We start from the raw sequence: 16,144 nt of genomic DNA, 5'->3' as shown, positions 1-16,144 counted from the left end.
GATGAATGCATCGTGCCTTGCCGGGGTTCGATCCGCGCTAGCCAAGAACGCCAACCTGTTGACCGGACGCGCCAATCCGCATGAAGGAACCGACCTCCCTCGCCAGCTGGACCCGCGCCTTGCGCAAACAACTCGACGCGCTCGGGCTGGACAGTCTTGCCTTGTGCCAACAGGCCGGGCTCGACCCAGTGCTGATGGACGACCCCAATGCGCGCTATCCGCTGTCCGGTACCACGCGCCTGTGGGCACTCGCCGTGCAGGCCAGCGGCGACCCGGCGCTGGGCTTGCGCGTGTCGCGTTTCGTCAGCCCGACCACCTTCCACGCGCTCGGTTATGCACTGGTGGCCAGCGGCAGCTTGCGCGAGGTGTTCGAGCGCATCGTGCGCTATCACCCAGTGGTCAGCGATGCGCTGGAACTGGAGCTGAGCCGCAGCGAAGACCGTTATCAATTCCGCCTGAAAATCCCGCCCGGCAACCCGGCGCCGGCCGTCGAAGCCATCGACGCCTTCGCGGCGATCTACGTGCGCACCTGCCGCAATCGCCTCGGCCGTGACTACGCACCGCTGGCGGTGTACTTGCGCCGCCCCGAACCGAGCGATGCCCAGCAATGGCACAAAGTCTTCCGCGCGCCGGTGCATTTTTGCGCCGCCGAAGACCGCCTGGAATTCGCCCTCGGCGACTTCGACAGCCACCTCGACGACGCCAACCCGGAACTGGCCGAACACAACGAAGCCGTACTCAAACGCACCCTCGCCCAGCTCAAACCGCTGACCTGGGAGCGCAAGGTGCGCGATGCCATTGAAGAACAATTGCCCGAAGGCGAACCCAGCGCCGAACGCATCGCCCAGGCCTTGCACCTGAGCCTGCGCAGCCTGCAGCGGCATCTGGCGGATGAGGGCTGTCGCTTCGACACCCTGCTCAACGAAAGCCGCGAGAATCTGGCGCTGCTGCACTTGCGCGACCCGCAGTGCTCGTTGAGTGAAGTCAGCTATCTGCTGGGGTTCGCCGACACCAGCAGCTTCAGCCGCGCGTTCAAGCGCTGGACCGGGATGACGCCGGGGCAGTTTCGGGATCAGTTGCGCTGATCCGAAATCATCACTGTGTGATCCAGCGCCTTCGCGAGCAGGCTCGCTCCCACAGTTGGAATGCGTTTCCTTGTGGGAGCGAGCCTGCTCGCGAAGAGGCCTGTCAATTCACCACAAACCCCAACTCAAACGCCATTCCCGACACATCACTACTCACCCGCACCCGCCCGCCATGCAACTGCATGATCGACTGCACGATCGCCAAACCCAGCCCACCCGAATCCCCCGGTTCCGCACGTGAAGGATCGACGCGGTAGAAGCGGTCGAACAGTTTGCCCAGATGCTCAGGCGCGATGACCGGGCCGTGGTTGTGCACCTGCAGCCAGCACATACCCGGTTCATCACGGCGTTGCAGGCTGATCAGGGTGCCGGGGTCGGCGTGGCGTACGGCGTTGGCCAGCAGGTTGCCGAGGGCGCGTTGCAGCAGTTGCTGGTCGGCGAGCAATTCGCCGTGCATGCGGTTTTGCAGCTGGAGATTGCGATCATCGGCTAGGGCTTCGAAGTAATCGCAGAGTTCGTCGCCGACGTTGCGCAAGTCCAGCGTGTGCAGATTGAGCGCACGTTCGGCCTGTTCGGCGCGGGCGAGGAACATCAGGTTCTCGGCCATGCGCTTGAGCCGTTCGAACTCTTCCATGTTCGAGGCCAGCACTTCCTGATATTCGGCCGTGCTGCGCGGATGGTTCAGCGCCTGGCCGTTGCTGGCGAGCAAGGTGTGCAGCGGCGTGCGGATTTCGTGGGCGAGGTCGGCGGAGAATTGCGACAGGCGCTGCACGCTGTCGTCCAGCCGCGCCAGCATGGAGTTGAGTGCGTGCACCGGCTCGCGCAGTTCGCTCGGCGTGCCGTCGACCGGCAGGCGTCGATCGAGGCTGCGCAGATCGATACTGCGCACCGCTTCGCTCAACTGATGCAAGGGCTGCAAGCCACGCCGCAGCAACAGCAGGCCCAGAGCGAAAGCGAGCAACGCGCCGAGGCCGACGGACAGATACAGACGCAGGCGATAACTGCCGAGCATCTGCTCGCGCTCGCTGAGCACCTTGCCGGCGATCACCGTCAGGGTTTCACCGTTGGGGCCTTGGGCCTGGCCGGACAGCAAGGCCAGCTCGGCGCCGTCACTGGCCTGCCAGGTGAGCACGTCACGGCGCTGCGGCATTTGCTCTCGCGCTAATGCACTGAGCGCCGGCAATTCACGTTGGCGCGGGTTGATCGCGATCACGCTGGAACCGTCGGCCCGGCGCACCAGCAGCAGACTGTCGAGATTGCCGAGCATGTTCTGATACAACCGTGGCCGCGCCTGCAAAGCGTCGAGGCTGTCGCTGTCGGCGAGCAAGGCGCGCACTTGCTCCAGGCGACCGAGCAGGGCCATGTCGTCACGAAAGGCCAATTCAGAGGCCAGCGAGCGGTAGAGAAACACGCCGATTGCGCTCAGCACCAGCGCGCAGACCATGGCGAAGGCCAGCGCCAATCGCCAGGCGATCGACTTACTCCACATCGTCCGGCGCTTCCAGTTGATAACCGACGCCGCGCACGGTGTGGATAAGTTTCGGCATGTACGGATCGTCAACCTTGGCGCGCAAACGCCGGACGGCGACTTCGACCATGTTGGTGTCGCTGTCGAAATTCAGGTTCCACACTTGCGAGGCAATCAGCGTGCGCGAAAGCACTTCGCCCTGGCGGCTGGCGAGCAGCTGCAACAGGGCGAACTCCTTGTTGGTCAGGGCAATGCGCTGGCCGCCGCGACTGACCCGGCGGCGCAGCACGTCGATTTCCAGGTCGGCGATGCTGTACGACTCGGCTTCGCGCATCGGCCCGCGCCGCAGCAGCGTGCGCACGCGCGCGAGCAGTTCGGCGAAGGCGAAGGGTTTGAGCAGGTAGTCATCGGCGCCCAGTTCCAGCCCACGGACGCGGTCTTCAATGGCGTCCTTGGCGGTGAGAAACAGCACCGGTGTGGCGCCGCGCTGGCGGATCAGTTGCAGCAATTGCCAGCCGTTGAGGCCGGGCAGCATCACGTCGAGGATGATCAGGTCGTATTCCTGCTGTTCGATAAAATAGCGGCCGTCGAGGCCATTGAGCGCCACATCCACGGCGAAACCCGACTCGCCCAGGCCCTTGGCGAGGAAATTGGCGGTTTTGGCTTCATCTTCTACGACCAGCAAACGCATGGCACACCTCGATTGATCAGGTACACAGGCTAGGCGTGTTCGGCGCCGTTGCCCATTACAAACTTGTAATCCGCCTGACGGAGTTCTGACGAAGTGCGCCGGTTAAGGTGCAGACATCCCCATTCGGAGCCTGCCCATGACCGTCAAATACCTTGTCGCCAGCCTGATCCTCGGCCTCAGCGGCGCTGCAAGTGCCACGCCAGAACTGCCGCGCCACGCCGATCTCGACCTGAAAACCGCACGCTGGCTGGCGGACAAGGCGATGAGCAGTTGCACCGGCACGGTGTCGGTGCTCGACCGTGGCGGTAACTTGCTGGTGACGTTGCGTGGTGACGGCGTCGGGCCGCACAACACCGCCGCCAGCCAACGCAAGGCCTACACCGCGCTGTCGACCAAGACGCCGACGCGGCTGTTCGCCGAGCGCGCCCGCAGCAACCCGGAAACCGCCAACCTCAACACCCTCGATGAATTGCTCTTGCTCGGCGGCGGCATTCCGTTGTTCGCCGGCAGCGAACTGGTCGGCGCCATGGGCGTGGCCGGTTCCGGCGGCGGTGAACAAGACGAAAACTGCGCCCGCGCCGCCGCCGACAAAGCCGGCCTGAGCATCACCCGTTCCCACTAAGGAGATACACCATGACCACCCTGCGCATGACCCTCGCCGTGCTCGGCCTGAGCGCTGTTTCCAGCCTGGCGCTGGCCGCCGGCAATCCGCTGAGCGTGCACGTGCTCAACCTGGAAAACGGCCTGCCGTCACCGGGCATCAATGTCACCTTGGAAAAACACGTCGGCGAAAACTGGCAACCACTGGCCCAAGGCACCACCAACGAGCAAGGGCGGATCGCCGAGCTTTTCCCGGCCAAACAGCCATTCGAAGCCGGTGAATACCGCGTGGTGTTCAAGACCGGCGAGTATTACCAGAAGATCAAGCATGAGACGTTCTTCCCGGAAATTCCGGTGATCTTTCAGGTCAAGCAGACCGATCAGCACTACCACATCCCGCTGCTGCTGAGCCCGTACGGTTTCTCGACCTATCGCGGGTCGTAAGATAAACACAGATCCTTTGTTGGAACTGGTCTATGTGGCGAGGGGATTTATCCCCGTTGGACTGCGCAGCGGTCCCATTTTTTCAGGGCCGCTGCGCGCCCCAGCGGGGATAAATCCCCTCGCCACAGGTGCCAGTTCCGATATTGGATCGGCGTGAGTTTTTAGATCGTGGCCAGGGCACGCAGTCTTGCGGCATCGAGGATTTCGATTTCGCCGTAAGCCAACCCGATAATCCCCTGCCCCTGCAGATCCTTGAGGATCTGATTGGTGGTCTGCCGCGACAGCGATAGCATCGCTGCCAACTGCTCCTGCGGCAGTTGCAGCACCCGACGCGGTGCGTCGAGTTCGCCATAACCTTCGGCGATCATCAGCAAGCGATGCGCCAGACGCGCCGGGGCTGGCAGCAGGCTGAGCTGTTCGAGATTGATGAACGCCAGGCGCAACTTGTGGCTCATCAGAAGCGCCAGATGCCGCCAGTACTGCGGTTGTTCGTCGAGCAATTTGAGCATCGTCGCTTGCGGGATATTCAGCAAGGTACACGGCCCGACCGCATAGGCGTCATGGGTGCGTGGCTGACCGTCGAACAGGCAGATTTCGCCGAACCAGTGCGGCGCCTCCACCAGACTCAGCAAGGCCTCCTTGCCCTGCTCGCTGACCGCCCCGATGCGCACGGCGCCAACGAGCACTGCATACAGACCGCACGGCGCATCGCCACGCTGGAACAGTCGTTGTCCCGCCGTCAGCCGCCGCTCCCGGGCCAACGCCAGCAGGCTATCCTGAAAAGATGCAGGCAGATGACTGAACCACTGGCCGCTGAGCAACCGTGCACGAATTTGCATAACCACTCCTGGAGTGTCGCCTGCCCGACAGAGCGAACGCGGATCCCGAGGGATGATGCATTCAACCCCACTGGAGGAACAACAATGAAAAGCCTCGTCGACCACCTCAGTCAATACGCCGCCTACCACCGCGACCCGCGCAACATCGCCAGCCACTTTATCGGCATTCCGCTGATCGTGGTGGCGGTGGCTGTCCTGCTGTCACGGCCGCAATGGACACTGGGCGGGTTGTGGATATCTCCAGCCGTTTTAGTGGCGCTGGCCTCGGCGTGGTTTTACCTGCGCCTGGAGTTGAAGCTCGGCGTGTTGATGACGGTACTGATGGGCCTGTCGGTGTGGGCCGGGCATGCACTGGCGCAGCAGAGCACCATGGTCTGGCTGAGCAGCGGCCTGGCGATGTTTGTGATCGGCTGGGTGATCCAGTTTGTCGGGCATCACTATGAAGGGCGCAAACCGGCATTTGTCGATGACATCAGCGGGCTGATTGTCGGGCCGTTGTTTGTCGTGGCCGAGCTGGCGTTTTTGCTCGGGCTGCGGCAGGAATTGAAACGAGAGATCGAGTTGCGGGCGGGGGTGGTGCGGGTCAATCCGAATCGCGCTGCTGTCTAGATCGTATTCGCGAGCAGGCTCGCTCTCACATTTGGAATAAGTTTTCCCTGTGGGAGCGAGCCTGCTCGCGAAGCTTTTGCCTTTAAATATTGGCGACTTTCTGCCAGACCTTCGGCTTGAAGAACAAGGTCTCACCCTTGGCCAGGCCGATCAGGCTGTCGTGATCCTTGACCACTTCCGCTTCGATCAGATCCGTCTGGCCTTCCACCTTCAGTGTCACCCGCGTCGTCGCACCCAATGGGCGGATATCGCGCACTTCAGCGGCATGGTGATCTTCCAGCTCATGCCTGGACAATGACACTTCGTGCGGGCGGAACAGCACATGGTTGTCATCGCTCAGCAGCAAGCGGTTCGAGTCGCCGAGGAAGTGATAAACGAAGTCGCTGGCCGGGTTTTCGTAGACGTCGCCCGGTGAGCCGATCTGCTCGATCACACCCTTGTTCATCACCACGATGCGGTCGGCGACTTCCATCGCTTCTTCCTGGTCGTGGGTCACGAACACCGAAGTCAGGTTGATATCTTCGTGCAGCCGCGCCAACCAGCGCCGCAGTTCCTTGCGCACCTTGGCATCGAGGGCGCCGAACGGTTCATCCAGCAGCAGCACTTTCGGCTCCACCGCCAAAGCACGGGCCAACGCGATACGCTGACGCTGGCCTCCGGACAACTGCTCCGGGTAGCGATCCGACAACCAGTCCAGTTGCACCATGTTCAGCAGTTCGTGAACCTTGGTGGCGATCTGGCTTTCGCTCGGGCGCTGGTTTTTCGGTTTCATGCGCAGGCCGAACGCGACGTTGTCGAACACCGTCATGTGGCGGAACAAGGCGTAATGCTGGAACACGAAACCGACGTTGCGATCACGCACGTCGTGGCCGGAAACGTCTTCGCCGTGAAAAACGATGTTGCCCTGATCCGGGGTTTCCAGACCGGCAATAATGCGCAGCAAGGTGGTTTTGCCGCAGCCCGACGGACCAAGCAGCGCGACCAGCTCACCGCTGTGGATATCCAGGCTGATGTTGTCCAGCGCCTTGAACGCGTTGAAATTCTTGCTGACGTTACGCACTTCGATCGACATGAATTATTCCTCCGCGGCGCTGGCGCGCAGGCGGTTGATACGGTTTTCGCTCCACTGCTTGAGCAGCAGGATGAAGAGCGCCAGGATCAGCAACAGGCTCGCCACGGCGAACGCGGCAACGTGGTTGTATTCGTTGTAGAGGATCTCGACGTGCAGCGGCAAGGTGTTGGTCACCCCGCGAATGTGCCCGGAAACCACCGACACCGCACCGAACTCGCCCATAGCCCGCGCGGTACACAGCACCACGCCGTAAATCAGGCCCCACTTGATGTTGGGCACGGTGACGTGCCAGAACATCTGCCAGCCATTGGCGCCGAGCAGACGCGCGGCTTCTTCCTCTTGGGTGCCTTGTTCCTGCATTAGCGGGATCAGTTCACGGGCCACGAACGGCACGGTGACAAAAATCGTCGCCAGCACGATGCCCGGCAGGGCGAAGACGATCTGGATGTCGTGATCCTGCAACCACGGCCCGAACAGGCCCTGCGCACCGAACATCAGCACGTAGACCAGACCGGCAATCACCGGCGACACCGAGAACGGCAGGTCGATCAGCGTCACCAGCATGCTCTTGCCACGGAACGAGTATTTGCTCACGCACCATGCCGCACTGACGCCGAACACCAGGTTCAGCGGCACCGAGATCAGCACGGCGAACACGGTGAGTTTCAATGCCGAAAGCGCGTCCGGCTCAAAGATCGCGGTGAAGAACGCGCCGAGGCCGTTTTTCAGACCTTGCGATACGACGATGAACAACGGCAGCAGCAGAAACAGGAAAAAGATCAGCCAGCCAAGGCCGATCAGGATTCTGCGCGAAGTGGCGCTGCCACGGCGCGCAGCATTGGCCGAAGAGGCGGCCGCAATGGACGATTGGGACATGTTCGCGCCTCCTTATGGGGTTTCGATGCGCCGCTGCAGCAAGTTGATCAGCAGCAACAGGATGAAGGAAACCACCAGCATCAGTACGCCAATGGCGGTAGCGCCGGTGTAATCGTACTGGTCGAGTTTGACCATGATCAGCAGCGGCAGGATCTCGGTTTTCATCGGCATGTTGCCGGCGATGAAAATCACCGAACCGTACTCGCCGACGCCACGCGCGAACGCCAGCGCAAAACCGGTCAGCCAGGCGGGCAGCAAGGCCGGAACCAGAATGTGGCGAAACACCTGCCATGGCTTCGCACCCAGGCACGCCGCCGCTTCTTCGACTTCACGGGGAATATCGGCCAGCACCGGTTGCACCGTACGCACCACGAACGGCAGCGTGACAAAAGTCAGTGCGAGGGTGATGCCCAGCGGGGTGTAGGCGATCTTGAAACCGAGGTCAGCGGCAAATTGCCCGACCAGCCCGGCCGGTGCGTACAGCGCGGTCAGCGCGATACCGGCCACAGCTGTCGGCAGGGCGAACGGCAGATCGATCATCGCGTCGATCACCTTGCGCCCGGGGAAGGTGTAGCGCACCAGCACCCAGGCCAGCAACGTGCCGATGATGCCGTTGATGATCGCCGCACACAGCGCGGTGCCGAAGCTCAGCTTCAACGCCGCCAGCACCCGCGGTGCGGAGATGATCGTCCAGAACTGATCCCAGGTCAGCTGGGCGGCGTGGACGAACATCGCCGCCAGCGGGATAAGCACAATCAGGCTGAGGTACACCAAGGTGTAACCCAGCGTCAGCCCGAAGCCGGGTATGACGGGGGAGATACGACGCGACATAAAAGTCCCTGGTTGAAAACGCATCAATGTGGGAGCGAGCCCTGTGGTGAGGGGATTTATCCCCTCACTACAAAAGCTCAGTCCCACATGTCATGTGCCCAGACATCAGGCCGGTTGAAGGCGAGATTACTGCGCCTGATAAATCTGGTCGAACACGCCGCCGTCGTTGAAGAATTTCGGCTGCGCGGATTTCCAGCCGCCGAAGTCCTTGTCGATGGTCACCAGTTCCAGTTTCGGGAACTGCTGGGCGTACTTGGCCGCTACGTCCTTGTCACGTGGACGATAGAAGTTTTTCGCGGCGATTTCCTGGCCGGCCGGGCTGTACAGATGCTTGAGGTAGGCTTCGGCGATCTGCGCGTTGCCCTTCTTCTCGGCATTCTTGTCGACCACCGCCACGGGCGGTTCGGCGAGGATCGACAGCGACGGCACGACGATGTCGAACTTGTCTGCGCCGCCGTCTTCTTTCAGCGCCAGAAACGCTTCGTTTTCCCAGGCTAGCAATACGTCACCCTGACCGTTGTTGACGAAGGTGATGGTCGAACCACGGGCGCCGGTGTCAAGGATCGGCACGTGCTTGAACAGAGTCTGTACGTATTCCTTCGCCTTGGCTTCATCTCCGCCGTTGGCTTTCAGGCCATAGGCCCAAGCGGCGAGGAAGTTCCAGCGCGCGCCACCCGAGGTTTTCGGGTTCGGCGTGATCACCGAAACGTCGTTCTTGACCAGATCGCCCCAGTCCTTGATGCCTTTCGGGTTGCCCTTGCGCACCAGGAACACGATGGTCGAGGTGTAGGGCGTGCTCGCTTCCGGCAGACGCTTCTGCCAGTCGGCGGGCAGGCTCTTGCCGAGCTTCGCGATTTCATCGATGTCACCGGCCAGGGCCAGGGTCACCACGTCAGCCCGCAGGCCATCAATCACCGCACGGCCCTGCTTGCCCGAACCGCCATGGGACTGCTGGATTTTCACCGTGTCGCCGGCATGATCCTGCTGCCAGAATTTGATGAATTCGGCGTTGTATTCCTGATACAGCTCGCGCGTCGGGTCATACGACACGTTGAGCAGCTCGTAATCCTTGGCAACGGCGGAACCGGCAAACACGGCACTGGCCAGCGCGGCCAAAGCATAACGGCGAATCGACGACATGGTGAAAGCTCCTGGAATTCCTGGTGGTGGCTTGTTCTTATGTATTGCTGGAATCGGTCCCGTTTCAAAGATCGCCGCCTTGGCCAGCTCCTGCACACAGCCCCCTGTAGGAGCCGCCGAAGGCTGCGATCTTTTGATTTCAGCCCGGTTGCTTACCGGGTTGCTGCAAACGGAATTTCTCTTTGCGTTCGATCTGTACGACTTGCGCGTTGTGCACAGTGATCTCCACCGCGCCGAACCGCAGATCGCGCAGGGCGCTCTGGATTTCCCGCAAGATGGTGCTTTCGTCCTGACCGTCAACGCTGCGAAGGGATGCGCTCATGGTGCTGCTCCTTTGAAGGGGGTTTGCCTGGCAGTGGGCGGCACTGCGTTCGGCGTGGGAGCAATATAAGAGAGGCATGAATATTCTTAAAAAGACTATTTAAGAATGTTTATATAACCAAAAAATAATATGAGAGAGGGCAAGGGGTTTGCGCTGATTTGAACTCGTCAAGAGAACTTGTGGCGAGGGGATTCATCCCCGTTGGACTGCGTAGCAGTCCCATTTCTTGGGGCCGCTACGCGACCCAACGGGGATAAATCCCCTCACCACAAGGTCGGTGATAGCCAGATAGGCCTTTTCAGCCAATCAATGGCGTTTTCGCCCAATCAAGCCGATCCGCAGACACCGGCCGCCCAAACCAGTAGCCCTGCCCCAGATCGCATTCCTGCGCCAACAGAAATGCCGCCTGCTCAGCCTGCTCGATCCCCTCGGCATGCACCTGCATACCCATGCTCCGCGCCAGCGCGATGATCACCCGGACAATCGCCACGTCATCCTCATCCCACGGCAACCCGGCGACGAAGCCCTGATCGATCTTGAGTTTCTGCACCGGCAGGCGCTTAAGCCGCAGCAACGACGAATAACCGGTGCCGAAATCATCGATGGCCAGACGCACACCCAGCTCGCGCAAGCGATGCATCTGTTCCAGCGCCACTTCCGGATCATCCATCACCGCGCTTTCGGTAACTTCCAGCTCCAGATACGCCGGATCCAGCCCGGTGTCGTGCAGCACCTGCGCCACTTGCTGATAAAGCTCACGCCGGGCAAACAGCCGCGACGAAACATTCACCGCGACGAACGCCAGCACCACACCGCTCTGCTGCCATTGGCACATCTGTCGGCAGGCCTGCTGCATCACCCAGGCATCGATCTCGGCGATCAGCCCGGTGCGCTCGGCAATCGGAATGAATTCCGCCGGCGACACCAGCCCGCGCTGCGGATGCTGCCAGCGCACCAGTGCTTCGACGCCGACCAGACGGCTGCTTTGCAAGTCATGCACCGGTTGGTAGTAGACGCGCAACTCCTCCTGCTCCAGTGCACGGCGCAGCTCGAAGGCGATTTCGACCCGTTGCTGGGCATGGGCGGTCAGTTCTTCGGTGTACAGCGCGTAGCCATTGCGCCCGCTGCTTTTGGCCTTGAACAGCGCGCTGTCGGCGTTGCGTAACAACTGCTCGGCGCTGAGGGCATCGCTGGGAAACAGGCTGATACCGATGCTTGCGTTGATGAACAGTTGATTGCCATCTACCAGCACCGGCTCCTTCAACGCGTCCAGAGCCCGTTGCGCCAGCGCGGCGGCCTGGGCCGGCTGTGGACAACTTTCCGCGAGCACCGCGAACTCGTCACCGCCGAGCCGTGCGAGGGTGATGCCGGGGCCGAACAATGCCTGCAACCGCGTCGCCACCGCTTTGAGCAATCGGTCGCCGACGTTATGCCCGAGGCTGTCGTTGATCATCTTGAAATGATCCAGATCGAGCATCAGCAGCGCGCAGCCACGCTTGTGTGTCTGCGCGGAAGCCAACGCCTGCTCGGCGCGGTCGCTGAACAGCAGGCGATTGGGCAGATCGGTCAACGGATCGTGATGCGCCAGGTGTTTGAGTTCGGACTCGGAATCCTTGATCGCACTGATGTCGGAAAACACTGCCACGTAATGGCTGAGCCGGCCGAAATCATCGTGAATCACCCGAATGGTCTGCCACTGTGGATAAATCTCGCCGGTCTTGCGCCGGTTCCAGATCTCACCGCTCCATTCACCTTCAGCCTCAAGGGTGGCGAACATCGCCTGATAGAAGCCCGGCGGATGATGGCCGGACTTGAACAGACTCGGCTGCTGGCCGATGACTTCGTCGCGCCGATAACCGGTGATCTCGATAAAGGCGCGGTTGACGTGGACGATCAGCCCTCGATGGTCGGTAACCAGCACACCTTCGCGGGTGCAATCGAACACGGCGGCAGCCTGACGCAGGCGCTCACGGTCGCTGTGGCGCTCGCGCAGGCGGGCACCGATGCCGAGAAACCGACACAGCCGCGCCCGCGCGAGAAAAATCAGCCCGGCGCTGACCGCTGCCAGCAAATAACCGTTGATCAGTTGCCAGCGCGCCAGCGCACTGGAGTTATCGAAGAATCTGCTTAATAAATGATCGGAAACCTGCAGCCACACGGCGGCGAGTACGAGGTAGAGCAGCGCTGCACGCAAGGCATCGCGGTAAGTCGCAGACATTCGGTCGTCCATGTCCCTACAAAAAGGTTGGAATTATAGGTCAAGAAACATTCAGCGACTTCTTATCTGAAAGGGCGACTGGTTTTATCTGTGTGCTTAGTGATAATGCAACAGCTGTTTTTATCTTTATCGAGGGCCCTATAGCCTATGTGGTACGAAGGTTTTCTTGGCTTGTCGGCCTGGTCACTGGTCGCGGTCACCCTGCTGATGACCCATGTGACGATTGTTGCCGTCACGGTCTATCTGCACCGTTACTCGGCCCACCGCTCGCTCGAGCTGAATGCGGGTCTCAAGCACTTTTTCCGTTTCTGGCTGTGGCTGACCACGGCGCAGAACACCCGCGAGTGGACCGCCATCCACCGCAAACATCACGCCAAATGCGAAACCGAAGATGACCCGCACAGCCCGGTCATCAAGGGCCTGTCCACCGTGCTGCGCACCGGCGCCGAGCTGTATCGCAGCGAAGCGCAGAACCCGGAAACCCTGCGCATCTACGGCAAGAACTGCCCGGAAGACTGGATCGAACGCAACGTCTACAGCCGCTATCCGCTGCTGGGCGTGGCGATCATGGGCGTAATCGACCTGCTGCTGTTCGGCACCATCGGCATCACCATCTGGGCGATCCAGATGATGTGGATTCCGGTGTGGGCCGCTGGCGTGATCAACGGTCTGGGCCATGCCGTCGGCTACCGCAACTTCGAATGCCGTGACGCGGCAACCAATCTGGTGCCGTGGGGCATCCTGATCGGCGGCGAAGAGCTGCACAACAACCATCACACCTACCCCAACTCCGCCAAGCTGTCGGTGAAGAAGTGGGAGTTCGACCTCGGCTGGGCGTGGATCAAGGTCTTCTGCTTCCTGCGCCTGGCCAAGGTGCAGCGGGTCGCACCGATTGCCCACCGCGTCGAAGGCAAGGGCAGCCTGGACATGGACACCGCCATGGCGATCCTCAACAACCGCTTCCAGATCATGGCCCAGTACCGCAAATTGGTGATCGGCCCGCTGGTCAAGCAAGAGCTGGCCAAGGTCGATCATTCGGTGCGCCACCAGTTCCACCGGGCCAAACGCCTGCTGTCGCGGGAAACCAGCCTGCTGGAAGACCGTCATCACTTGCGCATCCAGACCATGCTCGAACACAGCCATGCGCTGAAAGTGATCTACGAGAAACGCCTGGCTTTGCAGCAGATCTGGGTCAAGACCAGTTCCAATGGCCACGACATGCTGGCCGCCATCAAGGAATGGATTCACGAGGCGGAGGCCAGTGGCATTCAGTCGTTGCGTGACTTTGCTGACCAGCTGAAAACCTACTCGCTGCGTCCTGCGACTGCCTGACCGGCAACGAGGCTGCGATCGCGAAGATCGCAGCCTCGTTGCACACGTCGCCTCCTTAACCCCGCCGCCCGGCGGGACTCGGTAATGGCCGGGAACTTCGCCGAAAATCCTCTATCTCAAAGACACTTCGCCATCCCGGCGGGCTGTCCTGTGGCCGTTGTCGACATTGCGGCGCGCCCTTTGAGATTTGTGCCGATGGTCAACAACAACCAGAAAGACACAACCTACACCCAATGGCCAGAGGCCGCGCAAACGCTGATGGCGCTGATGCATGCGCAGGGCGAAGTCGCGCGCCTGAGCGAGCGCGAACAATTGATCAGTTCGCTGCTGGTCAGCGTCAACGCCGTGCTCTGGGCTTTCAACTGGGAAACCCGCCAGGTTTTGTACGTCAGTCCGGCCTATGAACGGATCTTCGGCCGTTCCGCCGCGCTTCTGCTGGCGGACTACAACCAATGGCGCGACAGCATTTACCCCGATGATCTGGAGTACGCCGAGCAGAGCCTCGCCGAAGTCCTGCACCGAGGTGCGGTGGAAGATCGCGAGTACCGCATCATCGCGGCCGATGGCCAGGTGCGCTGGCTCAGCGACAAATGCTTTATCAATCGCCAGGACGAGCCCGGGCAGCCGGTGATCATCGTCGGCATCGCCGAAGACATCACCGACAAAAAACACATGGAAACCGAGCTGCAACGCTTGGCCACCACCGATGTGCTGACGCAAAGCAGCAACCGCCGCCACTTCTTCGAATGCGCCCACCGCGAGTTCGCCGAGGCGCGCCGCCAAGGCACACCGCTGGCCTTCCTGCTGCTGGACATCGACGATTTCAAAGTGATCAACGACAGCTACGGCCACCCCGAAGGCGACAATGTGCTGCAACGGATCGCCGAATGCGGGCGCGGCTCATTGCGCCGTGGCGACCTGTTCGGGCGGATTGGCGGTGAGGAGTTCGCCGCGGTGTTTCCCGGCTGCGCGCCGGAGATGGCCGTGCAAGTGGCGGAGCGCCTGCAACAGGAGATCCAGCGACTGCGCTTCAACCACGACGGCCAAGCATTCAGCATCACAGTTAGCCAGGGCCTGACCAACCTCACCGACGAAGACAAGAGCCTGGACAGCCTGTTCGCCCGCGCGGATGCCGCGATGTACGAGGCGAAACGGCAGGGCAAGAACCGGATCATTGCGGCCTGACCCGTATTTTGTGGCTGCCGCAATTCCTGTGGGAGCGGGCTTGCCCGCGATGAGGCCTGCATCTCAACAAAAATGTTGCCTGCGCTGGCGCCTTCGCGAGCAGGCTCGCTCCCACATTGGAATGTGGTGATCTGTCATTTGCGCATCCGCATCAACTCCGGCAGCCCGATCTTGAGCAACCGCGCCGTCCGGCTCTTCGCCAGCTCCTCTACGCCTTCGTGCTCGGTCAGCCGCGCCATCTGCGCAGCCATGTGCATCACCAGCGCCTCGCGACTGTAAACGCCACCACCGAGCTGGTAGGCCGAAGCAATCAATTCGCGCAACTCCAGCGGCAGACGCCAGCGGGTGCGCAATGCCGAGCCATAAGAGGCGCCAAACTTCGCCAACGCTTCACCGACCTCCTCCAACTCGTCCAGTTCGCCGCCAGCTTGCTGCCATTCCTGCAGGCAGCGCAGCAGCGCCAGATCGCCGAGCCGATGCAGCATGCCCGCGCAATAGCAGCGCTCCTGATCGAGATCCAGCAGGCGCGCCAGCGTACGGGCGTATTCCGCAGTGTGCAGTGACAGACCCCAATAGCGCTCTGCGTAATCCGCCAGGCACGGATCGCTGAGCCGCGCGCTGCGTTTGAGCGCCAGCCCGAGAATCAGGTTCATGCTCTGCCCGGTGCCGAGTCGGTGCAGCGCCTGGGCCAAGGTTTGCACCGGCGCGCCGTAGTGTTGCGCGGCACTGTTGGCGGCTGCGATCAGCACGGCGGTAATCTGCGGGTCAGTGCGGACCTCTTCTTCCAGCAGTTTGAGGTCCAGCCCCTCGGGATTGAGGCTGCGCTTGACCGCCACTTGCACGTCGGTCATCAACGGCGCGCCATCGGCCTGCTCGCGACGCCGCTCAAGGAACACCGACAGGGTCATGCCCGGCGCCAGTGCCGGCACTTCGCAAACCACTGCTTCGCCAGCGTTGAGCAGCAACCCCTGCAAGCGCTCGGTCAGGCCTTCCATGTTCAACGGTTTGGTCAGGTACGCCGTCGGCGCCAGCGGAATCGCTTCGCGCACGCTGGCGCTGTCGTTGCGGCTGCTCATCAGAATGAACGGCAACGGCGGATTGCGTTTGCGCTGGCGGACGCTGCGCAGCACATGCAATCCGTCGATGCCAGGCAGCTCCCAATCGACGATGGCCAAGTCATAGGGCACCTCGCTGAGCAACGACATTGCCTGCTGGCCATCGGCACACAAATCCAGGCGCGCATCGCAGCGCACATTGAGCAGCACTTGTTTGAGCAGGTCACGGGACCAGGGATCAGCCTCGGCAATCAACACCCGGGGTACGGCGGGTAAATCAACGGCAGTCATGCGCGCTCTCCTTGCAATGTCTGAACCTTAGTCAATGCTGGCGATTCGATACAGCGCAAACCCGTCCGATGTGTTTCAAGGAGCGA

At 61.4% G+C, this 16,144-nt stretch carries 16 protein-coding genes; 6 read left to right on the top strand and 10 right to left on the bottom strand.

Going from position 1 to position 16,144, the window contains the following annotated elements:
* The first annotated feature begins 80 nt into the window (after positions 1 to 80).
* Complete coding sequence (locus OK411_RS02095) at positions 81 to 1,085, top strand: AraC family transcriptional regulator (RefSeq protein ID WP_264364336.1); 1,005 nt, start codon at positions 81 to 83, stop codon at positions 1,083 to 1,085.
* A 103-nt stretch (positions 1,086 to 1,188) separates the two neighbouring features.
* On the opposite strand, the gene OK411_RS02090 is transcribed toward OK411_RS02095, so the two are convergent.
* Positions 1,189 to 2,574 carry a heavy metal sensor histidine kinase gene (locus OK411_RS02090; protein ID WP_264364335.1) on the bottom strand — a complete coding sequence of 462 codons (1,386 nt, stop codon included), beginning with the start codon at positions 2,572 to 2,574 and terminating at the stop codon, positions 1,189 to 1,191.
* Positions 2,564 to 3,244, bottom strand: coding sequence for a heavy metal response regulator transcription factor (locus OK411_RS02085; RefSeq protein ID WP_041477440.1), 681 nt, complete (start codon positions 3,242 to 3,244; stop codon positions 2,564 to 2,566). Before OK411_RS02085 ends, OK411_RS02090 begins: the two co-directional genes overlap by 11 nt.
* Before the next feature lie 136 nt (positions 3,245 to 3,380).
* Between OK411_RS02085 and OK411_RS02080 the strand changes: the two genes are divergently transcribed.
* Positions 3,381 to 3,866 (top strand): GlcG/HbpS family heme-binding protein, encoded by a 486-nt coding sequence (locus tag OK411_RS02080; protein WP_122611176.1) that lies wholly within the window; start codon positions 3,381 to 3,383, stop codon positions 3,864 to 3,866.
* An 11-nt stretch (positions 3,867 to 3,877) separates the two neighbouring features.
* Entirely contained in the window at positions 3,878 to 4,288 is a 411-nt protein-coding gene (gene uraH / locus OK411_RS02075; RefSeq protein WP_039756340.1) for a hydroxyisourate hydrolase, read from the top strand.
* A gap of 161 nt (positions 4,289 to 4,449) precedes the next feature.
* On the opposite strand, the gene OK411_RS02070 is transcribed toward uraH, so the two are convergent.
* Complete coding sequence (locus OK411_RS02070; RefSeq protein ID WP_136492467.1) at positions 4,450 to 5,127, bottom strand: Crp/Fnr family transcriptional regulator; 678 nt, start codon at positions 5,125 to 5,127, stop codon at positions 4,450 to 4,452.
* An 84-nt stretch (positions 5,128 to 5,211) separates the two neighbouring features.
* Between OK411_RS02070 and OK411_RS02065 the strand changes: the two genes are divergently transcribed.
* Positions 5,212 to 5,736: a DUF962 domain-containing protein gene (locus OK411_RS02065; RefSeq protein WP_264364334.1), complete on the top strand. Its 525-nt coding sequence runs from the start codon at positions 5,212 to 5,214 to the stop codon at positions 5,734 to 5,736.
* Positions 5,737 to 5,818: 82 nt separating this feature from the next.
* On the opposite strand, the gene OK411_RS02060 is transcribed toward OK411_RS02065, so the two are convergent.
* The 6 genes from OK411_RS02060 to dibA form a co-directional block, all read right to left on the bottom strand.
* Positions 5,819 to 6,808: a sulfate/molybdate ABC transporter ATP-binding protein gene (locus OK411_RS02060; RefSeq protein WP_024011135.1), complete on the bottom strand. Its 990-nt coding sequence runs from the start codon at positions 6,806 to 6,808 to the stop codon at positions 5,819 to 5,821.
* A gap of 3 nt (positions 6,809 to 6,811) precedes the next feature.
* Positions 6,812 to 7,684 (bottom strand): sulfate ABC transporter permease subunit CysW, encoded by an 873-nt coding sequence (cysW, locus tag OK411_RS02055; protein WP_007917679.1) that lies wholly within the window; start codon positions 7,682 to 7,684, stop codon positions 6,812 to 6,814.
* 12 nt (positions 7,685 to 7,696) lie between these two features.
* Positions 7,697 to 8,515 (bottom strand): sulfate ABC transporter permease subunit CysT, encoded by an 819-nt coding sequence (cysT, locus tag OK411_RS02050; protein WP_016772245.1) that lies wholly within the window; start codon positions 8,513 to 8,515, stop codon positions 7,697 to 7,699.
* Positions 8,516 to 8,641: 126 nt separating this feature from the next.
* A complete protein-coding gene (locus tag OK411_RS02045; RefSeq protein WP_024011134.1) occupies positions 8,642 to 9,655 on the bottom strand; it encodes a sulfate ABC transporter substrate-binding protein in 1,014 nt (337 codons plus the stop codon).
* A 139-nt stretch (positions 9,656 to 9,794) separates the two neighbouring features.
* On the bottom strand, positions 9,795 to 9,977 hold the full coding sequence (oscA, locus tag OK411_RS02040; RefSeq protein WP_007917682.1) for a sulfur starvation response protein OscA: 183 nt from the start codon (positions 9,975 to 9,977) through the stop codon (positions 9,795 to 9,797).
* 298 nt (positions 9,978 to 10,275) lie between these two features.
* Positions 10,276 to 12,195, bottom strand: a complete 1,920-nt coding sequence (gene dibA / locus OK411_RS02035; RefSeq protein WP_264364333.1) for a phosphodiesterase DibA — start codon at positions 12,193 to 12,195, stop codon at positions 10,276 to 10,278.
* A gap of 147 nt (positions 12,196 to 12,342) precedes the next feature.
* Between dibA and desA the strand changes: the two genes are divergently transcribed.
* Positions 12,343 to 13,527, top strand: a complete 1,185-nt coding sequence (gene desA / locus OK411_RS02030) for a delta-9 fatty acid desaturase DesA (RefSeq protein WP_016772248.1) — start codon at positions 12,343 to 12,345, stop codon at positions 13,525 to 13,527.
* A 195-nt stretch (positions 13,528 to 13,722) separates the two neighbouring features.
* Positions 13,723 to 14,712, top strand: a complete 990-nt coding sequence (locus OK411_RS02025; protein ID WP_130902991.1) for a GGDEF domain-containing protein — start codon at positions 13,723 to 13,725, stop codon at positions 14,710 to 14,712.
* A 134-nt stretch (positions 14,713 to 14,846) separates the two neighbouring features.
* Here the strand turns inward: OK411_RS02025 and OK411_RS02020 are convergent, their stop codons facing one another.
* The gene (locus OK411_RS02020) at positions 14,847 to 16,058 is read right to left on the bottom strand and encodes a response regulator (RefSeq protein WP_016772250.1); all 1,212 of its coding nucleotides are present in this window, start codon (positions 16,056 to 16,058) and stop codon (positions 14,847 to 14,849) included.
* Positions 16,059 to 16,144 lie beyond the last annotated feature (86 nt).

Origin of the sequence: Pseudomonas sp. RG1, from assembly GCF_025910115.1 — a bacterium.
Lineage (GTDB): Bacteria > Pseudomonadota > Gammaproteobacteria > Pseudomonadales > Pseudomonadaceae > Aquipseudomonas > Aquipseudomonas atacamensis.
Note: the sequence above shows the minus strand (reverse complement) of the source record. Positions and strands in the feature narration are given on the sequence as shown.